The organism is Pseudomonas azotoformans (genome assembly GCF_900103345.1).
In the GTDB taxonomy this organism is placed as follows: Bacteria; Pseudomonadota; Gammaproteobacteria; order Pseudomonadales; family Pseudomonadaceae; genus Aquipseudomonas; species Aquipseudomonas azotoformans.
Genome location: NZ_LT629702.1, coordinates 1,391,011 through 1,411,096, shown reverse-complemented (window position 1 = coordinate 1,411,096; position 20,086 = coordinate 1,391,011). Strand labels below are relative to the sequence as shown.

The following is a 20,086-nucleotide window of genomic DNA, read 5'->3' as shown; positions in this document are numbered from 1 at the left end:
CTCCATGGCCAGCCAACCCGCAACGTTGTTGATCGTTGATGATGAACCCCAGGTGCGCAAACTCCTGGAAACCTTGCTGCAACATGAGGGCTACCAGACCCTGAGTGCGAGCAGTGGCGAAGAAGCCTTGCAGTTGGTGGCCCGGCAGCCGCCGGACCTGATCCTGCTGGATATCATGATGCCGGGGATGGACGGCTATGAAGTTGCCAGCCAATTGAAGGGCGATGACGCCACGGCGGGTATTCCAATCATCATGCTGTCGGCCCTCAGTGAACCGAGCGCCCGTGTCAGCGGGCTTGAAACCGGTGCCGAGGAATTCATCAGCAAGCCGGTGGAACGTGTCGAGCTATGGTTGCGGGTGCGCAACCTGCTGCGACTCAAGGAACGCGGCGACCTGGCCAGCCAGTCCCGTGAGCTGGCGCAACGGCAAAGCGGCATGAGCGTGCATGACCTGGCCCACCAGTCTCTGGAAAACGACTTGCGCCAAGCGGTGGCGCGCAATGACTTCACCGTGCATTACCAACCCAAGGTCGAGGTGCTGAGCGGTCGCATCTGTGCCCTCGAAGCGCTGCTGCGCTGGGAACGGCCGGAATACGGCGCGGTATCGCCCGCAGTGTTTGTACCGATCCTGGAAAGCCTGGGCTTGATCGTCCCCGTGGGCCGTTGGGTGATCGAGCAGGTCTGCCAACAGATCGCCGAGTGGCAACGTGGCGCGATTGGCGCGGTGGAGGTGTCGGTGAATGTCTCCGGCCATCAATTGATCGAAGGCGACCTGATCGCCGATATCGCACGCACCCTTGCCCGCACCGGGGTCGAGCCGCATTGGCTGGAGGTGGAACTGACCGAAGGCTCGCTGATGGAAAACACCCAGCACACCATCGCCAGCCTGCAGCGCCTGCACGCCATGGGGGTGAAGATTTCTATCGATGACTTCGGCACCGGCTATTCGAGCCTGGCGTACTTGCGGCGGTTTCCCATCGACACGCTGAAGATCGACATCGCGTTTATCCGCGAAGTCACCAGCAACCCGCAGGACGCGGCGATCACCCGTACCATCATCGAACTGGCCCACAGCCTCAGCCTGCGGGTGGTGGCCGAAGGCGTGGAAACCCAGGCGCAACTGGCGTTCTTGAAGGAGGCCGGCTGTGATCAGATCCAGGGCTACCTGTTCAGCCGGCCGCTGCCGGTGGACACCCTGGAGCGCCTGTTGCTGGAACGTTTAGAGCGTCCGTGAGATTTCCGCACGCAGGCACTCGATCAAGCCCCGGTGGGTCGCACTCAAGCGCTGCGCACCGCTGACCAATGCCAGTTCCGAGGGCGGCACCGGCGGCAGTTCGCTACAGATCCAATGGCTGGGCAGGACCGCGCTGTTCGGCAGGATGCTGACGCCCAGGCCGGATGTTACCGCCGCCTGGATCCCGGTGAGACTGTGGCTGCCAAACGCCACGCGCCAACTGCGCCGGGCCTTGTCCAGGGTGCGGATGGCGCGCTGGCGGTAGATGCAGCCTTGGGGGAACAGCGCCAGGGGCAAGGTCTCGGCCTGCACATCCTGGCCGTGGCCGCACACCCACACCAACGGCTCCGGCCAACTGGCATGGCATTCACCGCTGCCGGCTTCGCGCTTGACCAGGGCGATGTCGATTTCGCCACTTTCCAATTGCCGGCGCAGGTCGGTGCTCATGCCACTGACCGTTTCCAGGCGCGCTTCCGGCCGGGCGCGGACGAACCCCGAGAGCATCGAGGCCATGCGTGTGGCGTCGAAATCCTCGGGCACGCCCAGGCGCACCGGCACCACACTGGCCTCGGTATTCAAGGCTTCGCGCGCTTCGCGGGACAGGTTCAACAAGCGGCGGGCGTAATGGGTCAGCAACTCGCCATGTTCGGTCGCGCTGACCTGCTGGCCGGAACGGTCGCGCACCAACAGCACCTGCCCCACGCTGTCTTCGAGCTTGCGAATCTGTTGGCTGACAGTGGATTGAGTGCGGTGCACACGCTCGGCGGCGCGGGTGAAGCTGCCTTCGTCCACCACGCAGACCAGGGTGTGCAGCAGTTCAAGATCAAACATGGTGGCGACCTGCTTATCGACAATTCAACTGTGATGCAGAGGTTAATTTAATTTCCAACTGACCACCAGGTTTCCTATGCTCAAGCGCTCACCCCTCTTGGCTAAAGGTGCCCCATGTCACTCGAACATTCCCCTCGCCCGCTATGGCTGACCTTTGATTGCTACGGCACGCTGATCCAGTGGGACGAGGGCCTGCGCGCCGCCGTCGAGCGGATACTCGATGAAAAGGGTGAGCATCAGGTCGACCGCGAGACCCTGATCAGCGTCTACGACCACCATGAACACGCCCTCGAACAAACCCCGCCGCACCGCAGTTTCCGCTCCCTCGCCGGCCTGGGCTTGCAGCTCGCTCTGGAACAACTGGGCCTGCCAGCCAGCGCGCACGATGGTGCGATCCTCACCGACAGCATCAGCGCCATGCCGCCGTTTCCAGAGGTGGTGGCAACCCTCAAGCAGTTAAAGGACTTGGGCTACAAGCTGTGCATCGTCTCCAACACCGACGACGATGTGATCGCCGGCAACGTGGCACAGCTGGGCGGCACTATCGACCGCGTGATCACTGCGCAACAGGCTGGAGCCTACAAGCCCGACCGTCGACTGTTCGACTATGCCCACCAGCAACTGGGCGTAAGCCTCGACCAGGTGGTGCATATCTGTGCCAGCCCGCACCTGGACCACGCCGCTGCGCGGGATATCGGGTTCCGTTGCGTGTGGATCGACCGTGGCACGGGTCGCCAATTACTGGCTGATTACACACCCGACGCCATTTTGCCGAGCCTTGACGGCGTGCCTCAACTGTTCAAGTCCTTAGGATGGTGAGCCATGGCGCATACCTTTACCCCTTCGTCCCTAGGCCCGCGCGCGGGGCGCTTCAATCTTGATAGCCTTGCCGCCATCGAAGCCCGCGTAGAGCTGGCCGCCTGCCTGCAACTGGCGGCGTTGCATGGCATGGAAGAAGGCATCTGCAATCACTTTTCAGCAATGGTGCCGGGGCATGACGATGTGTTTTTCGTCAATCCGTTCGGCTACGCCTTCGAGGAAATCACCGCCTCCCAGCTGTTAGTGTGTGATTTGCACGGCAACGTGATCGACGGCAACGGTACACCCGAAGCCACGGCGTTCTTCATCCACGCCCCATTGCATCAGCAGCAGCCACGCATCAAGGCGGCGTTCCATACCCATATGCCCAACGCGACGGCGCTGTGCCTGCTGCAAGGCCCGCCTCTGTTGTGGCTGGGGCAGACGGCACTGAAGTTTTACGGGCGCACGGCGGTGGATGAGGATTACAACGGCCTGGCCCTGGATGTCCGTGAGGGGCAGCGTATCGCCGCAGCGTTGGGCGATGCCGACATTCTGTTCCTGAAGAATCACGGGGTGATGGTGGTCGCACCGAACATCGCCGAAGCCTGGGATGATCTGTACTACCTGGAGCGGGCGGCGCAGGTGCAGTTGAAAGCCATGGCCAGCGGGCGGCCACTCAAGCCGATTGACCCGGCGGTGGCACAATTGGCGTATGAGCAGATGCGTGAGGGCGACCCGGCGAGTGCGCGGGCGCATCTGGACAGTGCGATGCGGCGGTTGAAGCGGTTAGGTTCACACTTCGACCAATGACACACTGCGCTAAAAATGTGGGAGGGGGCTTGCCCCCGATAGCACCAGGCCAGTCAATGTATCTGCAGCTGATCCATCGCAATCGGGGGCAAGCCCCCTCCCACATGTCGAGCGACGCAGTTGCAGACGCCGCTACGGGTCCAGCACGCCGCCGCTGTAGCTGTCGGATAAGCGCGTACCGGTGAACTTGGCGACCACCGAACCCTGGGCCACCAGGCGTTCGCGGTGGCCGGTGACCATACGGCCGGCCTGGGCGGCGTGCAGGATCACTTCGGAACACGGGTCACCGGGGCGGCCGATGATGCGTGCGAAACGCTGGCCTTCCTCCACGTAATCCCCCAGGGCTTTCTCGAATACCAGCACACCGGCGCAAGGCGCGAGGATGGTTTCCATGCAGCCCATGTCGACCACGTCGCCCGGCCACTCGGCGATGGCGGCCACCTCGTCGATCACGCCATTGATGCATAACCACGCCCATAGGCCGTCGGCATCCTGTTGCGCCAGCGCATCGCTGACGTCCGCCTGGCCGCGCAGCTCAATGGTCGCGGCCAGTTGCGGCGATGCATGGTTGATGATGGTCTCTTCGAAGGAACCATCGCCGCCCTCGTCCCAGACGATCACCAGCTCCACGCGCAAGGCCGCCGCCAACGCCAGCCCCTGGTCAGGCCAGAAACGGCGGTGGATGTAGAGGTACGGCAGCGCTTCGTCATCGGTGTGCAGGTCCAGCACCAGGTCGGCCTGGGCGGCCAGTTGCACCAGGCTTTTTTGCCACTGCGCCAGGTTGCTCGCCGGCTGCGCCATGGCCAGGGAATGATCGAAAGCGCGGTTGAAGTTCTGCCCGGTGGCTTCGTGAAAGCGCCCCAGCAAACGGCCCTGGCGGAACTGGCCGATGCCGAACGGGTTGGCCTGGGGCACCACGGTGACGCTGCCCTTGAGGCGGCCTTGGTCCTGGCACGCCTGCAAACGTGGCAACAGCTGATGCAGGACCAGCATGCCGGCGATTTCATCCGCGTGCACACCCGCCTGCAGGTGCACCCTTGGCCCGCTGCCGTCGCCTTCGAAGCGCCAGGCGCCAATGTGCAGCGGGTTGCCGGCGTCGCCGATGACCTGCCACGAAAGGTCGTTTGCCATGCCTTGCCCTCCTCTCATCCATTAACCGCTAGAGATTGAACACACGTTCAACTAACCTGAACGCTGTGGTGTTTCCATCAAAGGCCTGCCCATGACCGTCGACCCTCCCAAACTGCGCCGTGCCGACCCCGACGAGCGCCGCGACCTGCTGATCGCCGCCGCCCTTACCTGCCTGGCCCGCGACGGGCACGCCGGGATTTCCGTGCGCCGCATCGCCTCCGAAGCCGGTGTATCGGTGGGCTTGCTCAACCACCATTTCGGCAGCATCGACGCGCTGATCGCCGAGACCTACCACAAGCTGGCCAACGAGCTGACCAGCGCCCTGTGGGAACAGGTCGAGCTGGCTGACGGCGCCGCCGCACGGCTGGACGCGTTTCTCAGTGCCTCGTTCTCGCCACGGGTCATGGACCCCGACCTGCTCGGCGTGTGGGTAGTGTTCTGGAGCCTGATCCGCCACTCGCCCCACGTTAACCAGTCCCACGAAAACAGTTACCACGCCTACCTGGGGTTGATCCAAGGCCTGCTGGACGACCTGGCCCGCAGTGAAAACCTGCTGATCCACGACAGCCACCTGGCCGCCATTGGCCTATCGGCGATGCTCGACGGACTCTGGCTCGAAGGCTGCCTCAACCCCGGCACCTTCAGCCCTGCCAACGGGTTGCACATCTGCCGCTGCTGGGTACAAGGCTTGCGTCACGGCGCATTCAGCGCCGATTACATCCTGTGACACCGGTTTATCCGGCCGACCTGCGCAGCGGCGTGCCGCGCCGTTCGGCAATGGCATAGATGCCCTCAATCAGGAAGGTCAGGCACAGGTAGACGCCTGCCACCAGCAGCAGCGGCTGGTAGATCTGCAAGGTCTGCGCGCGCACCACGTTGGCCGCGCCGAGCAGGTCGACCACGGCAATGGTCGACGCCAGCGCGGTGGATTTGAGCAGCATTACCGTCTCCCCGGCCAGGGTCGGCAGCAACAGACGCATCGCCCGTGGCAAACGCACGCGCAACAAGGCTTGGCGTGGGGTCATGCCGAACGCCGAGGCGGCTTCCATCTCGCCTTTGGGCACCGCCAGCAGGCCACCGCGAATCACCTCGCCGACATAGGCGCCTACCGACAACACCAGGGCAAACACGATGTACCAGTAGCCATCGCGCAGATACGGCCACAGGAAGCTGCCACGGATCATCGGGAACTGGGCGAACAGGCTGCCCAGGCCGTAGTAGAAAATGTAGATCTGGATCAGCAACGGCGTACCGCGCAGCACGCTGGTGTAGGCCAGCGCACTGCGCGCCAGCCACTTGCGCCGCGACAACCGTGCCAGCGCCACCAGCACCGCCAGGGCAAAACCGAGTACTGCCGAAATCACCAGCAGCGACAAGGTGGTCTGCAACCCCTTGGCGATGAGCCCGGCGTAGTAGCTTATCCATTCAGGCATGTGCGCCTCACTCGACAACCGGCATCCAGCGACGGATACGTCGCTCCAGGCGCCCGGACAGGTAGTTGGAAGCCAGCGTCACCAGGTAATACAAGGCGGCGGCCGTGAGGTAGAACAGCAGGTATTGGCGGGTCGACCCCGCCGCCTGCTTGGCGGTGTAGAGCAGCTCGTTGGTGCCGACCACGCTGATCAAGGCGCTGTCCTTGATCAGGTTGATCCACAGGTTGGACATGCCGGCCAGGGCGAACGGCGCCATGATCGGCAGCGTCACCCGCCGGAACAGCCCCAGCCCGCTCAGGCCAAAAGCCCGCGCCGCTTCGATCTGCCCGTGGGGGATCGCCAGGATCGCCGCGCGAAAAATCTCCGAGGCATAGGCGCCCTGCACCAGCCCCAGCACCAGGATCGCCACCAGCGGGCCGCTGATATTCACCTGGGCGAAGCCCAGCCACAGCATCAGCGCGTTGAGGCCCATGGAGCCGGCGTAGTACAGCAGCAGAATCAGCAGCAGTTCCGGCACCGCGCGAAACACCGTGGTGTAGCCGCGCATCAGCAGCGCGATGGGACGCGGCGCGCTGAGCTTGGCGCAGGCCACCACCAGGCCGATCAGCAAGCCCACCGCAAACGACCCGGCGGAGATCTGCAGGGTCATCCATAACCCCTTGAGCAACGCCTGGCCCCACCCTTGTTCGCCGAAGCCGAGAAGGTCGAACATGGTTATTCGGTCTTCTGGGCGATTTGCTGGTACGGGCTGTCACAGGTCTTGCTCACAAACGCCGGGGTCTCGGTGCGCTTGCACGGGCTGACCGACAGGCCGAAATAGTGCTGTGACAGGTCGTCGTAGTCCTTGCTCACCAGCAACTCGCCGATGGCCTTGTCCAGCCGGGCCTTGAGCGCGGTGTCTTCCTTGCGCAGGCCGGCGCCGACGCCACGGCCGATGATCGGGTCGTAGGGCACGCTGGCGATGTGCGCCAGGCCGCTGGCTTCCGGGGTCTTGACCATCATGGCGATGGCGGTGTCGTCGGCCATCATGTAGTCGATACGCCCGGCGATCAGGTCCGCGTTGGCCGATTCCTGGGTGTCGTAGTACTTGAGGTCGGCGATGTTTTCGTAATACTTCTTCAGGTAATTGGCGCTGACCGTGGAGATCTGCACGCCGATCAACTTGCCCTTGAAGCCCGCCGGGGATATCTCCACTTCGCTGCCTTTTGGCCCCGCGACGCCCAGCAGGGAATCGTAGTAGGCGCGGCTGAAGGCGATCTGTTTTTCGCGCTCGTCGGTCACCGACATCGACGAGAAAATCACGTCGATCTTCTTCGCCAGCAGTGAGGGAATGATGCCGTCCCACGCCACTTCCTTGATCTGGCACTCAGCTTTCATGCCTTCACAGAGCTTGTGGATCAGGTCCACCTCGAACCCGGACCACTGGCCGTTACCGCCCTTCACGGTAAACGGCGGGTAGGGTTCGGCCGCCACCGCAAACACGATGGGCTTGTCAGCCGCCCAGGTGAAACCTGCGGCCAGCATCAACACTGCACTGCTCAACCACGTTGCCATACGTTTGAATTGCATGATGTTGCCCCGTCTTTTTCTGGAGTTAGCGAGTTTGGTGCGCGTTGACGAACTGTCGGCAACGTTCACTGCGTGGGTCGATAAACACCGCGTCCGGCGAACCGGTTTCTTCGATCCTGCCTTGGTGCAGGAACGCCACTTTCGACGACACATCCCGGGCGAATGCCATTTCATGGGTGATCAGGATCATGGTGCGGCCCTCTTCGGCCAGGGAGCGGATCACCCGCAGCACTTCGCCCACCAGCTCTGGGTCGAGCGCCGAAGTGGGTTCGTCGAACAGCATGACTTTAGGGCGCATGGCCAGCGCCCGGGCAATCGCCACGCGCTGTTGCTGGCCACCGGAAAGGAAGGCCGGGTATTCGTTGCGCTTGGCGGCCAGGCCGACGCGGTCGAGCAGGCTTTCTGCGCGTTCGATGGCCTCGGCGCGGCTTTCGCGCAATACCTGGGTGGGGGCTTCGATGAGGTTTTCCAGCACCGTACGGTGCGGCCACAGGTTGAAGTTCTGGAACACCATGCCCAGGGTCGAGCGGATCCGTACCAACTGCCGGGCATCCGCCACCAGGGGTGCGCCGGGGCGGTCGTAGTTGAGCTTGATGCTTTCGCCGTCTACATGAATGCTGCCCTGGTCCGGCACTTCGAGCATGTTGATGCAGCGCAGCAAGGTGCTTTTGCCCGAGCCGCTGGCACCGATCAGCGAGATGACTTCGCCTTCGTGGGCCGTGAGGGAAATGCCCTTGAGCACTTCGATATTGCCGAAGCGCTTATGCAGGTCAATGACCTCGATCATCTTCCTGGCTGCGACAGGTTGCGCCACTTCAACCCTGGGCGCGGCGGCGATACGTGGCTCACCGGCCAGCTTGGCGACAAACTGCGCGATACGTTGGCAGGCCTGCGCCAGGCGTTCTTCGCCGAGGGTGAACGAGAGCCGCACGAAACCTTGCGCGGGCTCGCCGAAGGCCGCCGCATCCAGCACCGACACCCCAGCCTCGCGAAACAGGCGCCAGGCAAAATCCAGGGAGCCCAGGCCGGTGCCGCGCACGTCCACCAGCACGAACATCCCCGCTTGCGGCGCCCGCACCTGGATCCCAGGGCAGGCGCTCAGCCCAGCCACCACCAGGTCGCGGCGGCGCCGATAAATCTCGCGCATGCCCTGGGTCACTTCATCATGGGCCAGCACGGCGGCGGTGGCGGCTTCCATCACAAAGCCCGGCAAGCCGTACAGCATGCTGAGCACCAGAGTTTCGGCATGGGTGATCAGCGCGGGCGTGGCGATGAGCCAACCGATGCGCCAGCCGGTCATGGCATGGGACTTGGAGAGGCTGCCAATCACCACGCAGCGCTCGGCCATGCCCGGCAGTGCAGCGAGGCTGTGGTACTTGCCGTCGAACACCAGGCTTTCGTAGACCTCATCCACCACGACCCACAGGTCGTGGGCGATGGCCAGTTCGGCGATGGCCTGCAGCTCCTGCGGGTTGAGCACCACGCCGGTGGGGTTGTTCGGGTTGGAGAAGAAAATCGCCCGTGTGCGCGGGGTGATCGCGGCGGCGAGCAACGCGCCGTCGACACGAAAGCCCGACTCAGGGGAACACGGCACGCGCACCAGTGTGGCGCCGCTGGCCTTGAGCGTGGCTTCGTAGGTGACGTACATCGGGTCGAGCACCAGCACCTCGTCACCGGCCTGCAACAGGCACAGCGACGTCACGAACAAGGCGTTCTGCGCACCGGCGACGGTGATGACGTTTGCGGCATTGAGCGGGCGTGCCAGCGTCTGGCTGTAGCGTGCTGCAATCGCTTCGCGCAGTGCCGGGCGGCCAGGGATTTCGGTGTAGTGGGTGTCGCCGTCGCGCAAGGCACTGACGGCAGCGTCGGTGATAAAGGACGGCGTGGCGAAATCCGGGTCGCCGACGCTGAGAATGATGATGTCTTCGCCCTGGCTGGCGGCGTGGAACGCGGCGTGGTGGATGTCCCAGGCGGCGACGCCCTGCCCTGCAATTCGATCGACGAAGGGAGAAAACCGCATGCCAGAGCCTCTCATTCAAGAAGAAAAAGCGCTAACCCGTTCGGTTGCAAACGGGGGGATGCGGTCAACATAGTGCAAACTGAACAGTCGTTCAATGGGCTTGTTTGGCTCGGTGTCGTTTATCGTCCAAAGAGGTCGTTATGGTGATTTCTGCTCATTTACAACCAGCCCTTTCAAGGTATTCGAGGGCGAGCACTGCAACTGTGGCGAGCGGGCTTGTCCTGCGTGGGGGTTGCGAAGCGACCCTGGAAAGAGCAATGCGCTGAGTCAGGCACGCTTCGGCCGCGGGTTTCAGGGCTGCTTTGCAGCCCAACGCAGGACAAGCCTGCTCGCCACAGGGTACTTATCGCCTGTTCTACGGGGCTGACAGATCAGGTACCGAGCCTCATGCAAAACCCTCGACATCCCTGTCGAAGGGTTAACGCTTGGGGGGCGCCAAAAATTCCGCGCCGATGGGGTCCTTTATCGTGCTGGCCAGGATACGGTCGATATGCGACAGGTCTTCGAGCGTCAGGTGCCAGCCAAAGGCTTCTTCATAACCCTTCAACTGCTCCGGCCGGCGGGCGCCCCACAGCGCAATGGTCGGGCCTTGGTCAAGCACCCAGCGCAGGGCCAGGGCCAGCACTGACTTGCCGTGGCACTCGCGGGCATAGCTACTCAGCGCGGCCACGGCGGCCAGGTAGTGTTCAAAGCGCGGCGCCTTGAACTTGGGGTCGAGCGTGCGCACATCGTCGCCGGCAAAGCGCGTGTCCGAGTGCATGCTGCCGCTGAGCAAACCTCGGCACAGCGGGCCGTAGGCCAGGACCACCAGGGAATGCTGCTTGGCGTAGGGCAGGATGTCGCTGTCGATGGCGCGCTCGAACAAGTTGTACGGCGGCTGCACGGTGGCCAGGGCGGTGTACTGGCTGAAATCGTCCATTTGCGCGGAGGAATAATTGCTCACGCCGACCGCCAGGATCTTGCCCTCACGGCGCAGGCGCTCCAGTTCATCGGCGGTTTCTTCCTGGGCCACCAGCGGATCGGGCCAGTGCACCTGGTACAAGTCGATGTAGTCGGTTCCCAGGCGTATCAAGGAATCTTCGACCTCTTTGCGAATGCGCTGGGCCGTGGCGTTGCGCCGGATGCCGCCGGTGTCCCATTGCAGCCCCGCCTTGGTCGCGATCACGGCGCTGTGGCGCACGCCGCGCAAGGCCTTGCCGATCAGCTCTTCGGACAGGCCAAAGCCGTACACTGGTGCGGTATCGATCAGGTTGATGCCCACCGCCAACGCGTGCCGCAAAGTGCGTGAGGCTTGTTCGGGGTCCGCACCGCCCCATAGATGCCCGCCCATGGACCAGGTGCCGAGGGCGATCCGCGAGACCGCTTGTTCGATGCCGGCAATTCTGATGGTCTCAACGCGCATGAAAATATCCCGTGGCTTGCAATAATGCTTGGAAAAACAATTACTCTAAGTCATCCACGGTTGAATCGGGCTCAACGCCGCATACAGCCGAACTCCCGCATAAGAGGCTTGAAAATGGCTGCTTTCAACCGGTCCGAATTGGCGGATCTCAACGTGTTCATGGCCATCATCCGCCGCCGCAGCTTTCGCCATGCCGCCCATGAATTGGGCGTGACCACCTCGGCCTTGAGCCACACCATGCGCAACCTGGAAACCCGCCTGGGGGTGAAGCTGCTGTACCGCACCAGTCGCGCCGTGGAACCCACCGATGCGGGTTCGCTCCTGGCGGAAAAACTCACCCAGGGCTTTGCCACCATCAAGGACGGTCTCGATACCCTGGAGTTGTACCGTGAAACGCCAATCGGCCGGCTACGCTTGAATGTGCCACGGGATGCGGCGGTCTTATTGCTGGCGCCGATTCTCGGAGAGTTCTGCGCCGCCTACCCGCAACTGCGCCTGGACCTGATCGTGCAGGACCAGATGATCGACATCATCGCCGAGGGCTACGACGCGGGTATCCGCTACGGCGCCACCGTGCCCCAGGACATGGTCGCCGTGCCATTGACCGGTGAGCTGCGCTGGATCATGGTCGCCTCGCCCGCCTACCTGGCCCGCCAGGGCACGCCGCAGGTGCCCAAGGATCTACTGCAACACACCTGCATCCGCATGTACCTGGGCGACAAGACCACCTACAAGTGGGAACTGGGCAACGGCAGCCGCCAGCAACGCATCGACGTGCCAGGCCACTTCAGCGCGGCTGATACCGAGACCATCGTCAATGCGGCGCTGCAAGGGGTGGGCATCGCCTACTGCCTGTCCAATCGCGTGGAGCAGGAACTCAAGGACGGCCGCCTGGTGGAGGTCATGCCCGACTGGGCCTGCATGGGCGAGCCGTTGTGCATGTACTACCCCAGCCGGCGTCAGTCGCAACCGGGGTTGCGGCAGTTGATGGACATGATCCGGATGAAAACCATTGGCTCGCAGTTGATCGAGCCGCATTAAGCCAGCCTCCGGGCGGCCAGGCGCTGGACAGAAACAGCAACGAATAAACCGCTCGCGATTGGAATCCTCAGGGCCACCTGTGACACAGACATTGCATCCAAAGGCAGCCAATGCCTTGGCGATGCGCCTGTCAATCACAGCATGAGCACCTATGGAATGATCAGTTCAAACAACATGAATGCCTTCGCCAAATTGCCCACCGATACCCTTCAGGCGCGCCCTGCAAGGCTGCGACGCGAGGCGCAAGAGCCGGCCGGAACAGACGATTACAATCCCGACACCCGAACGGAAGGCGATAGCGAATTGGCAGCGCTTTATCGCAGCGAACTGGCCAAGACCCTTGAACACCCGGGACAAGCATCCCACCTCACGCTCCATCCGATCCCTGCCAGCTCGACGTTCGGACAATGGTGGAACCAGTTGGAGCAGGCTTTCCGTTCTCCCGACGTCCAGCAGTGGATACAAGACCGGGACATAAAGCCGGACTCGATAAGGATCAATCCCGCGTCAGGCCAGATTTCTTTCACGCTTAAAACAGCACCTGGGCTGGTGGTGCATACCCTGGGGCTCGACGACCCAGGCTGGGCCGCTGTCAGCGGACCGATCCTGTCTGCAGGCCGCGTCATCGCCTCTGGCAGCAGCGACACAATGTTTTCCCCGCCATTGTCAGCCACTGCCAATAGGGCTCCCATGAGCCTGGTGCAAGGTTTTTATAAAGAACCCGTGCTCTTGTCCCCCGATGCAATCAAGCAACGCGTGGCCGAACTGCTGCAGGACAAAACCTTCACTGAACTGAAACCGGAGCGCTTTTCAGACCTGCACAGCAGCCGCAGCGAGGAACGGCTGGAAGAGCAGCAGGCGCAGCTGGCCGATATTCGCAACCGCCACCAGGTGGCGCACGATTTGAAGCACCTGGTCGGTTTTGTCAGAGAGGGAACACGGGATGAGTCGGAAATAGCCCGTGAACTGGACACCCGCATAGTGGATGTCGACCCTGCAGGCACCTACAAACCGGCGAGCGCCGACAGCTACAAAAGAGTGAGCCTAAGGCAATTTATCAAGGACCATGGCTGGATAATCCCCACTACCCTCGATCAACTGGACAATCTGGCCAACGCGTTGCTGACCCCGCCACCCAAGGCGCCGGCTCACGGAAACTACGGTGGTGCGCGCGCATGGCCTGCACCATTGGATGCCGCGAGTGAACAGCAATTGAGAGCCGATATCCTGAGCGGCAGGGTTGGAGATATTGACCTGCGTCCTTCCCGCAGCGTCCTGGAGTACGTGTTGGATGGCGCACAAATACTGCCTGCGCAAACCGCTGACCCAAGGCGTCTGATCGACCGCTTGATCGAGTCGCCCAGGGGGCAGGCATTGGGGCGGGCCATTCAGGCCCGATTCGAGGCCCGCTCGGTCAAAGGCAGTATCAACGATTGGTTGCTCGCAGCCCTGACCCTGGACCTGTCCGCGCCTGCGGACACCGCCTCGGGGATGACGCAAAGCCGTATCGCAGGCTACACGCTGCTTTCCGCGCAAAACTCGGGTAAGACCGCTGCAACGGTTTTGGCGGAATTGACGGCCGAACTGGCCAAGGAATCGTCGCCTGAACAGGCGGCGATTCAAGCGACGTTGATGCTGTCCAGCCGCGCCCCGGAGTTTCTGGTCAAGGACATTCCACAAGATATTCTCCTGGGTACCCACAGTTGGGTGAGTTTCACTACCGCAGTGGCTCGTATCGAAGCCCTCGCCCCAGGGGCGAGCGCAACGATGAGTTATGCCCAAATCATGCTCCAGGCCAGCATCGGGCCCATCTCCGACGAAGAGCAACGTACTGAGTTTGTTGCTCAGACCGTAGCACTCAAGGAGTGGGCCACTGCCAACGGCATGCCATATCCGGTTACCAGTGCCTCAATGACGCAAGTGCGCGAGGCATTTGCAGCGCAGATCAGCGAACTCAAGAACGCCTCGCACGCGTCCGTCGCACAGATGCCGACCGCCAAGGGCATGGCGCTGGAGCAACTGAAAAAGGCCATGCCGCACCTGGACCCAAAGCACTTCGAAGAAAAATGCATCAGCGTCAAACCGTCGAACAGATTCTTTCCGGGGCCCTACTCGATACTGGATTTGTACATCGATGGTCGAGGTGTCCTGGGAGCACCGAGCTCTGCTGATAATTGGGGGGAGTCGGGCCGAAACCTTATTCGAGCGGCCACTGACGGGGGGGTCGATTTACCCGATGACAACCGGCCGGGAGCCTGGGTCTCTTCATCGGCTGCATTCGACATCAATGACGCCCTGCAAAAGCTCAAACAACTGCCACGTCTATCCGACGCATTCGAAGGTGCATTCACGGCTTATTCCGATGCGGTCAAGACCGCAACAGCTGCGCATATAAAATACATGGTGTCGAAACTGCCATTGGCGGACCGTCAGAATTTCGAGTACGGGAAAGTCACCATCGCCAAGGAAGTCCATTACGAATGGGGCGGCTCAAGCGTCAGTGAACGCAACAAAGCAACTGAAGGCCACGTACAGATCAAGATCGAACGCGATGGCCAGATCTACAACTATCAACTGGACCGGCTGCAAGGGAAAATCACCCAACGCCCCGACCTGGGCGACTTCAAGACAGAGGAGCCCTATTACAAAGGTTCCCGGCCCTTCAACGCGTTCAAGGTGATCACGCCTGAAGGTCAATACCCCGCCGGGATAACGGACGAGGCAAAAGGCGTCAAGGGTATTCCCGATAGCTTTGCCAGCGCGAGAACCGCCTACCTTGCAGACGCCATCCTCCAGGATATGGATTTGCCCGGGCTGAAAAAGGCGGCCAAGGGTCAAACGACCTTTGACACTGAAGTGCCACTCCATGAAAAAGTCAAGGAATTCGCCCTCAACCTCATTCCGTTCAGGTCGGCCATCGTCAATTTTCAGAACGGCAACACTGCCCAGGGCGTGGGTGATCTGGTGTGGGATGTATTCGGATTCCTTGTCGGTTTCGGTACCTCACTCAAAGGCGCGAAAGCCGCGGCGACCGGTGCGGCTTCACTCGCCAGGTTGGGGCATGGTCTCAAGATCGTCGGACGCGCAGCCGTGGGCGCACTCAATCCACTGGGTGGGCTGGATGACCTGGCGCGTGGCGTAGTGAAAGGTACCGCACATATCCTTGGCGAGGGGTACAAGGGCATCCGGCATTTAAGGACACACCGCAGCGTCAATCTGCTTGAATTGGCCAAAAAGCCGGATATCGCTGAAGGTACCTACAAGGCAATCAATGGCGCGGCTGAAAGCAAAGCCTTGGCCAAGTTCGATGAGGCTGCCGGTAAGTGGTACGCCTATGATCCGCGTACTCGGCAAGCCTACGGCAAACCGCTGGATAATTTCGCCGCTGACGCCCCGAGGGCCACAGTCTCCGACAGTTTGCAAACGGTTGGCAGCCCTGACGAGGTGATCAGTGCCAGCCAGGAGCATGGCCTGGCGGCCCGCGGAAGGTTCAAGGTGGGGCAAGAGACGGTAGACGGCACGGCTGTCATGTTTCAGGGCAACTGGCACCGGTACGACGCCGTCAAGAAAAAAACGCTGGGTGGCCCCCTGAAAGACTTCACCCCGAATCGAGTAGCGGCGGGCGGTGAAATGCGGCCCCTGGATACGCAGCTTCTGGATTATCAAGCCAAGTACATCGCCACGGACCAACTCTCGACCAAGGGCTTGCAAGCCAATGTCTATGTGGGTCGCAGCCAGAAGGAATATGTGAAAATCGACGGGGTGCTGTATGAATCCCGGCTGCACAAAGGTCAGCGCGTCATCCGACACCCCAAGGGGACGGGGCCCGATATTCCCGTCCGGGACCTGGGGGCTTCGGGATGGGAGCCCACTTCCCGCTCCGCGCGCCTGCTGGGTGGCGCAGGCGAGTCCCCGTTGCGCTGGAAACTAGGGGACAGTACGTATGTCGTCCCCATGGATGGCATCAAAGTCGTGAATAGCTCGACATCCCCCTTCACGCTCAACTACAAGGGCGTGGATCACAACGTCATATTCGACAGTTCGGCAGGCGCCTGGAAGGAAAGCAATCTTTCTACCGGGGTCGATTCACTCAATCACCAGTACTATTGGCGAACCAGCAAAGGCAAATGGCAACGAGGGTCGTTCGACCAGTTTTCAAAAGCTAAAAAGCCGGATGCCCATCGTTATGCATTTGTCGATGTGGCGCCGTCGTCGGCGTTGAAAATTCCCGACGATGTAAAGCCTATCCCCAAGAACCTTCATTACTTTTGGGCGGGTCAGGATATTCCATCCAAGCTGGTGGAAACCATGGCCAGCAATGCCGTGCAGGCGCCCGGGTACAAATCCATCCTGCATGTGGATGCAGACAGCCCCGCCATTTTCCAACAGATAAAGCAAAAACTGGAAAGCAAAGCCCCAGGACTGGAAGTGCGTAACCTCAGTGAGGATGACGTATTTCAACAGCTGAAAAGCGGCGAAATGTACGATTACTTCCGACAGGGGCAAGGAAAAAACCTGGCCGCTGCCTCAGACGTTGCACGCTATCCCATCGTAAACAAATATGGCGGGTTCTATCTCGATACGGATGATGTCATCCAGGCAAAAGTCGGGGCAGATGCAGTGAATGCCGGCCCGAGTGATGTACTGCTCAACCGACCGGTGGCGCATAGTCTGACCGACTACAAGCCGTTCTATAACACCAGCAATTTCGGCTCACAGACAAACAACCCAGTCATTTCCGACATGATCGCCGAGATGAAAAAGCGCTTCGCTGACAACAAGGCCTACTTCATGGCCAACCGCCCGACGGTGACCAGGGGCGCCAACGGCAGGGTTCAATACACGCCTGAGTTCAATGCCTACGAACGCAAGATTTTTGAAACGGTCGGCCCGACGCTGTTCAATGACAACCTCAAGCTGAAACGACCAGACATGTACGACCTGGGTTTTGATGGCATCACGAGGGAGAACAAGGTAGTCGGATCAACACTCGAACCCTATGGTCCGAAAGTCCAGATTGAACGAGATGTTCGTCAGTCCTACATACGCAGTGGTATCACCCCACCTGAAACACTGGATAAACGACTGGTCAGGCTTAAGGAACATTATTTCCCGCTTCAGCACAGATTCAACGTCAAGATTGGTGCCGAGCACTCCTGGATCGATTCCTGATCCCTGCAGCGTCGGCGACTAGTCCTTATCTTGTGTAGGACCTGCGTCCGCAACTTCATCCAGATCCCTGAGCGGCACTTGTGCATCATCCATCAACGACCCCGGGTCTTCATTGCCCGGGTCGTTGAGCTCATCATCTTCGAGGTCTTTTGGCATGATCGTCTCCTCTAACCACCTTGGGTCTCGATACCGGCATCGGTTTTGGGGCGTCGGCTAGGAGCCCGGGTTATCCACCTGGATATAGAACGCGTAAGCCCCCAGCAACAGCCAGAACACCATGAACAGCCAGGGCGCACGCATTGAGAATAGCAGCGACTTGCGATAGCCCTTGTGGGACGACTCCATCTCGGAAAACAAAGGTGACTCATCGTAGGCCAGGCCCATCACCGGCTCGCTGCGCAGCAGCTCGCTCTGTTTGTAGTGCCAATGGTCGATGATCTCGTAGGCGGCACGGATGCCAGGCCAGGCGTTCAACGAACTGAGCACGCCGAGCATCACCAGGAACACCGGCACTACCAGGGTGAACAACTTGCCCCATTCGGGATTGAGGTTGCCCATGCCCGAGACGAAGGCGATCACCAGGAATGATTGCGCGGTGAGGTAGGCGTCAGTGCGGTTGGCCAGGATGGTGGTTTCGTACTGGATCTCGCGCCGGTAGAAGTCCAAGCGATCCTTGGGCGAGCCGAAGATCTTGGCGTTGTGTTCGCTATGGTCGGTCAGGGCCGCTTCCGGCGTATGGGGCGAGATGATTCTGGGCACGACGGTGCTCCCTGCAGGTTCGAGTCCTGTTAGGAGAGTCGGCGGCGAGTGAAGTTCAAGTTTGTTCATGCACCAAGTTGGAGCGCCTGCCGGGCACTGCCCTCTTGTGGTGAGCGGGCTTGTTGTGGTGATGACCTTCTGTGGTGAACAGGCTTCTGTGGCGAGCGGGCTTGCCCCGCGTTGGGCTGCGCAGCGGCCCCAGAAAGAGCGGGAGCGCTGCGCACTCCAACGCGGGGCAAGCCCGCTCACCACAACAAGCGCCTCGCCACAAGATTCGCGGTTTCGGCACACGCATTGCTTTATCCATTTATCTACCTGCAAACAGGAGCATTCGTTACCCCCCGACCCAGAGCCGATCCCATAAGAAAGTAAGGACCAGGCCCAGTGGCACCCTCAGCCACGGGCTCATAAAAATGCGTTTTTTGAAACGGCAGTGCCACCCAAGCGTCCCTCGGCACTGACAAGGTACTGGAATGGCTCGATCTTTCTTCGATGAAATGAATGACGCAAACGGCGCCTGCCGTGCGCACTATCAGGACTTTTCCCGCTGGCTGGCGAATACGCCGCCGGAACTGCTGGCCCAGCGTCGCCGCGAAGCCGATTTGCTGTTTCACCGCGCCGGGATCACCTTCACCCTCTACGGCGACGAACAAGACACCGAGCGCCTGATCCCCTTCGACATCATCCCGCGCAGTATCCCTGCCAGTGAATGGAGCGTGATCGAGCGCGGCTGCATCCAGCGCGTCAATGCGCTGAACATGTTCCTCTCCGACATCTACCACGACCAGCGGATCATCAAGGCCGGGATCATTCCCGCGGACCAGGTGCTGGGTAACGAGGGCTATCAGAAGGCCATGGTCGGCCTGGACCTGCACCGCGACATCTACTCGCATATCTCGGGTGTCGACCTGGTGCGTGACGGCGACGGCACCTACTACGTGCTCGAAGACAACCTGCGCACCCCCAGCGGCGTGAGCTACATGCTCGAAGACCGCAAGATGATGATGCGCCTGTTCCCCGAGGTGTTTGCCAAGCAACGCATCGCGCCGGTGGACCACTACCCCAACCTGCTGCTCAAGACCCTCAAGAGTTCCAGCCGCCTGGACAACCCCAACGTCGTGGTGCTGACCCCAGGCCGTTTCAACAGCGCGTTTTTCGAACATGCGTTCCTGGCCCGGGAAATGGGTGTGGAACTGGTGGAAGGCGCCGACCTGTTCGTGCACGACCTCAAGGTGTTCATGCGCACCACCGACGGCCCCAAGCCGGTGGACGTGATTTACCGGCGTATCGACGACGCCTTCCTCGACCCCAAGGCCTTCAACCCCGAGTCCATGCTCGGTGTGCCCGGCCTGGTTGCCGCCTATTGCGCCGGCAACGTAGTGCTGGCCAATGCCATCGGCACCGGCGTGGCGGACGACAAGTCGATCTACCCCTATGTGCCGGAAATGATCCGTTTCTACCTGGACGAAGAACCGGTGCTACAAAACGTACCGACCTTCCAGTGCCGCAAGCCCGATGAACTGTCCCACGTCCTGGCCCACCTGCCGGAACTGGTGGTCAAGGAAACCCAGGGCTCCGGCGGCTACGGCATGCTGGTCGGCCCGGCCTCAACCGCCGCCGAGATCGAGGACTTCCGCCAACGCATCAAGGCCCGTCCCCACGCCTACATCGCCCAACCGACTTTGAGCCTGTCCACCTGCCCCACCTTCGTCGAAAACGGCATCGCCCCACGGCATATCGACCTGCGGCCCTTTGTACTGTCGGGCAAGGAAACCCGCCTGGTGCCCGGTGGCCTCACCCGTGTGGCACTGAAGGAAGGCTCGTTGATCGTCAACTCGTCGCAAGGCGGCGGAACCAAGGACACCTGGGTGGTGGAGGGCTGA

The 20,086-nt window shown here is 61.3% G+C and carries 16 protein-coding genes; 7 read left to right on the top strand and 9 right to left on the bottom strand.

All coding sequences use genetic code 11. The features are described 5' to 3' along the window. Positions 1-4 precede the first annotated feature (4 nt). Entirely contained in the window at positions 5-1,234 is a 1,230-nt protein-coding gene (locus BLR69_RS05850; protein WP_071495649.1) for an EAL domain-containing response regulator, read from the top strand. On the opposite strand, the gene BLR69_RS05845 is transcribed toward BLR69_RS05850, so the two are convergent. Continuing rightward, on the bottom strand, positions 1,220-2,065 hold the full coding sequence (locus tag BLR69_RS05845; RefSeq protein ID WP_071495650.1) for a LysR family transcriptional regulator: 846 nt from the start codon (positions 2,063-2,065) through the stop codon (positions 1,220-1,222). The genes BLR69_RS05850 and BLR69_RS05845 overlap by 15 nt on opposite strands. A 114-nt stretch (positions 2,066-2,179) precedes the next feature. On the opposite strand from BLR69_RS05845, the gene BLR69_RS05840 reads away from it, so the two are divergent. Together BLR69_RS05840 and BLR69_RS05835 are read left to right on the top strand one after the other, a co-directional pair. Further along, the gene (locus BLR69_RS05840) at positions 2,180-2,884 is read left to right on the top strand and encodes a haloacid dehalogenase type II (protein ID WP_071495651.1); all 705 of its coding nucleotides are present in this window, start codon (positions 2,180-2,182) and stop codon (positions 2,882-2,884) included. Between the two features lie 3 nt (positions 2,885-2,887). Beyond that, on the top strand, positions 2,888-3,676 hold the full coding sequence (locus BLR69_RS05835; RefSeq protein WP_071495652.1) for an aldolase: 789 nt from the start codon (positions 2,888-2,890) through the stop codon (positions 3,674-3,676). Between the two features lie 132 nt (positions 3,677-3,808). Here the strand turns inward: BLR69_RS05835 and BLR69_RS05830 are convergent, their stop codons facing one another. Further along, the gene (locus BLR69_RS05830) at positions 3,809-4,807 is read right to left on the bottom strand and encodes a M14 family metallopeptidase (protein WP_071495653.1); all 999 of its coding nucleotides are present in this window, start codon (positions 4,805-4,807) and stop codon (positions 3,809-3,811) included. Positions 4,808-4,898: 91 nt separating this feature from the next. On the opposite strand from BLR69_RS05830, the gene BLR69_RS05825 reads away from it, so the two are divergent. Further along, positions 4,899-5,534: a TetR/AcrR family transcriptional regulator gene (locus BLR69_RS05825; RefSeq protein ID WP_071495654.1), complete on the top strand. Its 636-nt coding sequence runs from the start codon at positions 4,899-4,901 to the stop codon at positions 5,532-5,534. Between the two features lie 7 nt (positions 5,535-5,541). Here the strand turns inward: BLR69_RS05825 and BLR69_RS05820 are convergent, their stop codons facing one another. From BLR69_RS05820 to BLR69_RS05800, 5 genes are all read right to left on the bottom strand, one after another. Next, the gene (locus BLR69_RS05820; protein WP_071495655.1) at positions 5,542-6,240 is read right to left on the bottom strand and encodes an ABC transporter permease; all 699 of its coding nucleotides are present in this window, start codon (positions 6,238-6,240) and stop codon (positions 5,542-5,544) included. A gap of 7 nt (positions 6,241-6,247) precedes the next feature. Continuing rightward, positions 6,248-6,952: an ABC transporter permease gene (locus BLR69_RS05815; RefSeq protein WP_071495656.1), complete on the bottom strand. Its 705-nt coding sequence runs from the start codon at positions 6,950-6,952 to the stop codon at positions 6,248-6,250. A gap of 2 nt (positions 6,953-6,954) precedes the next feature. Then, complete coding sequence (locus tag BLR69_RS05810) at positions 6,955-7,794, bottom strand: transporter substrate-binding domain-containing protein (protein ID WP_083365848.1); 840 nt, start codon at positions 7,792-7,794, stop codon at positions 6,955-6,957. Positions 7,795-7,834: 40 nt separating this feature from the next. Beyond that, positions 7,835-9,829, bottom strand: coding sequence for an aminotransferase class I/II-fold pyridoxal phosphate-dependent enzyme (locus BLR69_RS31305; RefSeq protein WP_071495658.1), 1,995 nt, complete (start codon positions 9,827-9,829; stop codon positions 7,835-7,837). 418 nt (positions 9,830-10,247) lie between these two features. Further along, positions 10,248-11,231 carry an aldo/keto reductase gene (locus BLR69_RS05800; protein WP_071495659.1) on the bottom strand — a complete coding sequence of 328 codons (984 nt, stop codon included), beginning with the start codon at positions 11,229-11,231 and terminating at the stop codon, positions 10,248-10,250. A 114-nt stretch (positions 11,232-11,345) separates the two neighbouring features. Between BLR69_RS05800 and BLR69_RS05795 the strand changes: the two genes are divergently transcribed. Both BLR69_RS05795 and BLR69_RS05790 read left to right on the top strand, forming a co-directional pair. Then, positions 11,346-12,272: a LysR family transcriptional regulator gene (locus BLR69_RS05795; RefSeq protein WP_071495660.1), complete on the top strand. Its 927-nt coding sequence runs from the start codon at positions 11,346-11,348 to the stop codon at positions 12,270-12,272. A 156-nt stretch (positions 12,273-12,428) separates the two neighbouring features. Next, positions 12,429-17,444: a glycosyltransferase gene (locus BLR69_RS05790; protein WP_232000957.1), complete on the top strand. Its 5,016-nt coding sequence runs from the start codon at positions 12,429-12,431 to the stop codon at positions 17,442-17,444. Positions 17,445-17,462: 18 nt separating this feature from the next. On the opposite strand, the gene BLR69_RS30895 is transcribed toward BLR69_RS05790, so the two are convergent. Next, positions 17,463-17,600, bottom strand: a complete 138-nt coding sequence (locus BLR69_RS30895; RefSeq protein WP_166794300.1) for a hypothetical protein — start codon at positions 17,598-17,600, stop codon at positions 17,463-17,465. Between the two features lie 57 nt (positions 17,601-17,657). Further along, positions 17,658-18,203: a hypothetical protein gene (locus BLR69_RS05785; RefSeq protein WP_058425920.1), complete on the bottom strand. Its 546-nt coding sequence runs from the start codon at positions 18,201-18,203 to the stop codon at positions 17,658-17,660. A gap of 473 nt (positions 18,204-18,676) precedes the next feature. Here BLR69_RS05785 and BLR69_RS05780 point away from each other — a divergent pair, with 473 nt between their 5' ends. Then, entirely contained in the window at positions 18,677-20,086 is a 1,410-nt protein-coding gene (locus BLR69_RS05780; RefSeq protein WP_071495661.1) for a circularly permuted type 2 ATP-grasp protein, read from the top strand.

Excerpts from the sequence above, each read along its gene's own strand:
- BLR69_RS05850 (WP_071495649.1), top strand. The coding sequence starts at position 5 with ATGGCCAGCCAACCCGCAACGTTGTTGATCGTTGATGATGAACCCCAG.
- BLR69_RS05845 (WP_071495650.1), bottom strand. The coding sequence starts at position 2,065 with ATGTTTGATCTTGAACTGCTGCACACCCTGGTCTGCGTGGTGGACGAA.
- BLR69_RS05840 (WP_071495651.1), top strand. The coding sequence starts at position 2,180 with ATGTCACTCGAACATTCCCCTCGCCCGCTATGGCTGACCTTTGATTGC.
- BLR69_RS05835 (WP_071495652.1), top strand. The coding sequence starts at position 2,888 with ATGGCGCATACCTTTACCCCTTCGTCCCTAGGCCCGCGCGCGGGGCGC.
- BLR69_RS05830 (WP_071495653.1), bottom strand. The coding sequence starts at position 4,807 with ATGGCAAACGACCTTTCGTGGCAGGTCATCGGCGACGCCGGCAACCCG.
- BLR69_RS05825 (WP_071495654.1), top strand. The coding sequence starts at position 4,899 with ATGACCGTCGACCCTCCCAAACTGCGCCGTGCCGACCCCGACGAGCGC.
- BLR69_RS05820 (WP_071495655.1), bottom strand. The coding sequence starts at position 6,240 with ATGCCTGAATGGATAAGCTACTACGCCGGGCTCATCGCCAAGGGGTTG.
- BLR69_RS05815 (WP_071495656.1), bottom strand. The coding sequence starts at position 6,952 with ATGTTCGACCTTCTCGGCTTCGGCGAACAAGGGTGGGGCCAGGCGTTG.
- BLR69_RS05810 (WP_083365848.1), bottom strand. The coding sequence starts at position 7,794 with ATGGCAACGTGGTTGAGCAGTGCAGTGTTGATGCTGGCCGCAGGTTTC.
- BLR69_RS31305 (WP_071495658.1), bottom strand. The coding sequence starts at position 9,829 with ATGCGGTTTTCTCCCTTCGTCGATCGAATTGCAGGGCAGGGCGTCGCC.
- BLR69_RS05800 (WP_071495659.1), bottom strand. The coding sequence starts at position 11,231 with ATGCGCGTTGAGACCATCAGAATTGCCGGCATCGAACAAGCGGTCTCG.
- BLR69_RS05795 (WP_071495660.1), top strand. The coding sequence starts at position 11,346 with ATGGCTGCTTTCAACCGGTCCGAATTGGCGGATCTCAACGTGTTCATG.
- BLR69_RS05790 (WP_232000957.1), top strand. The coding sequence starts at position 12,429 with ATGATCAGTTCAAACAACATGAATGCCTTCGCCAAATTGCCCACCGAT.
- BLR69_RS30895 (WP_166794300.1), bottom strand. The coding sequence starts at position 17,600 with ATGCCAAAAGACCTCGAAGATGATGAGCTCAACGACCCGGGCAATGAA.
- BLR69_RS05780 (WP_071495661.1), top strand. The coding sequence starts at position 18,677 with ATGGCTCGATCTTTCTTCGATGAAATGAATGACGCAAACGGCGCCTGC.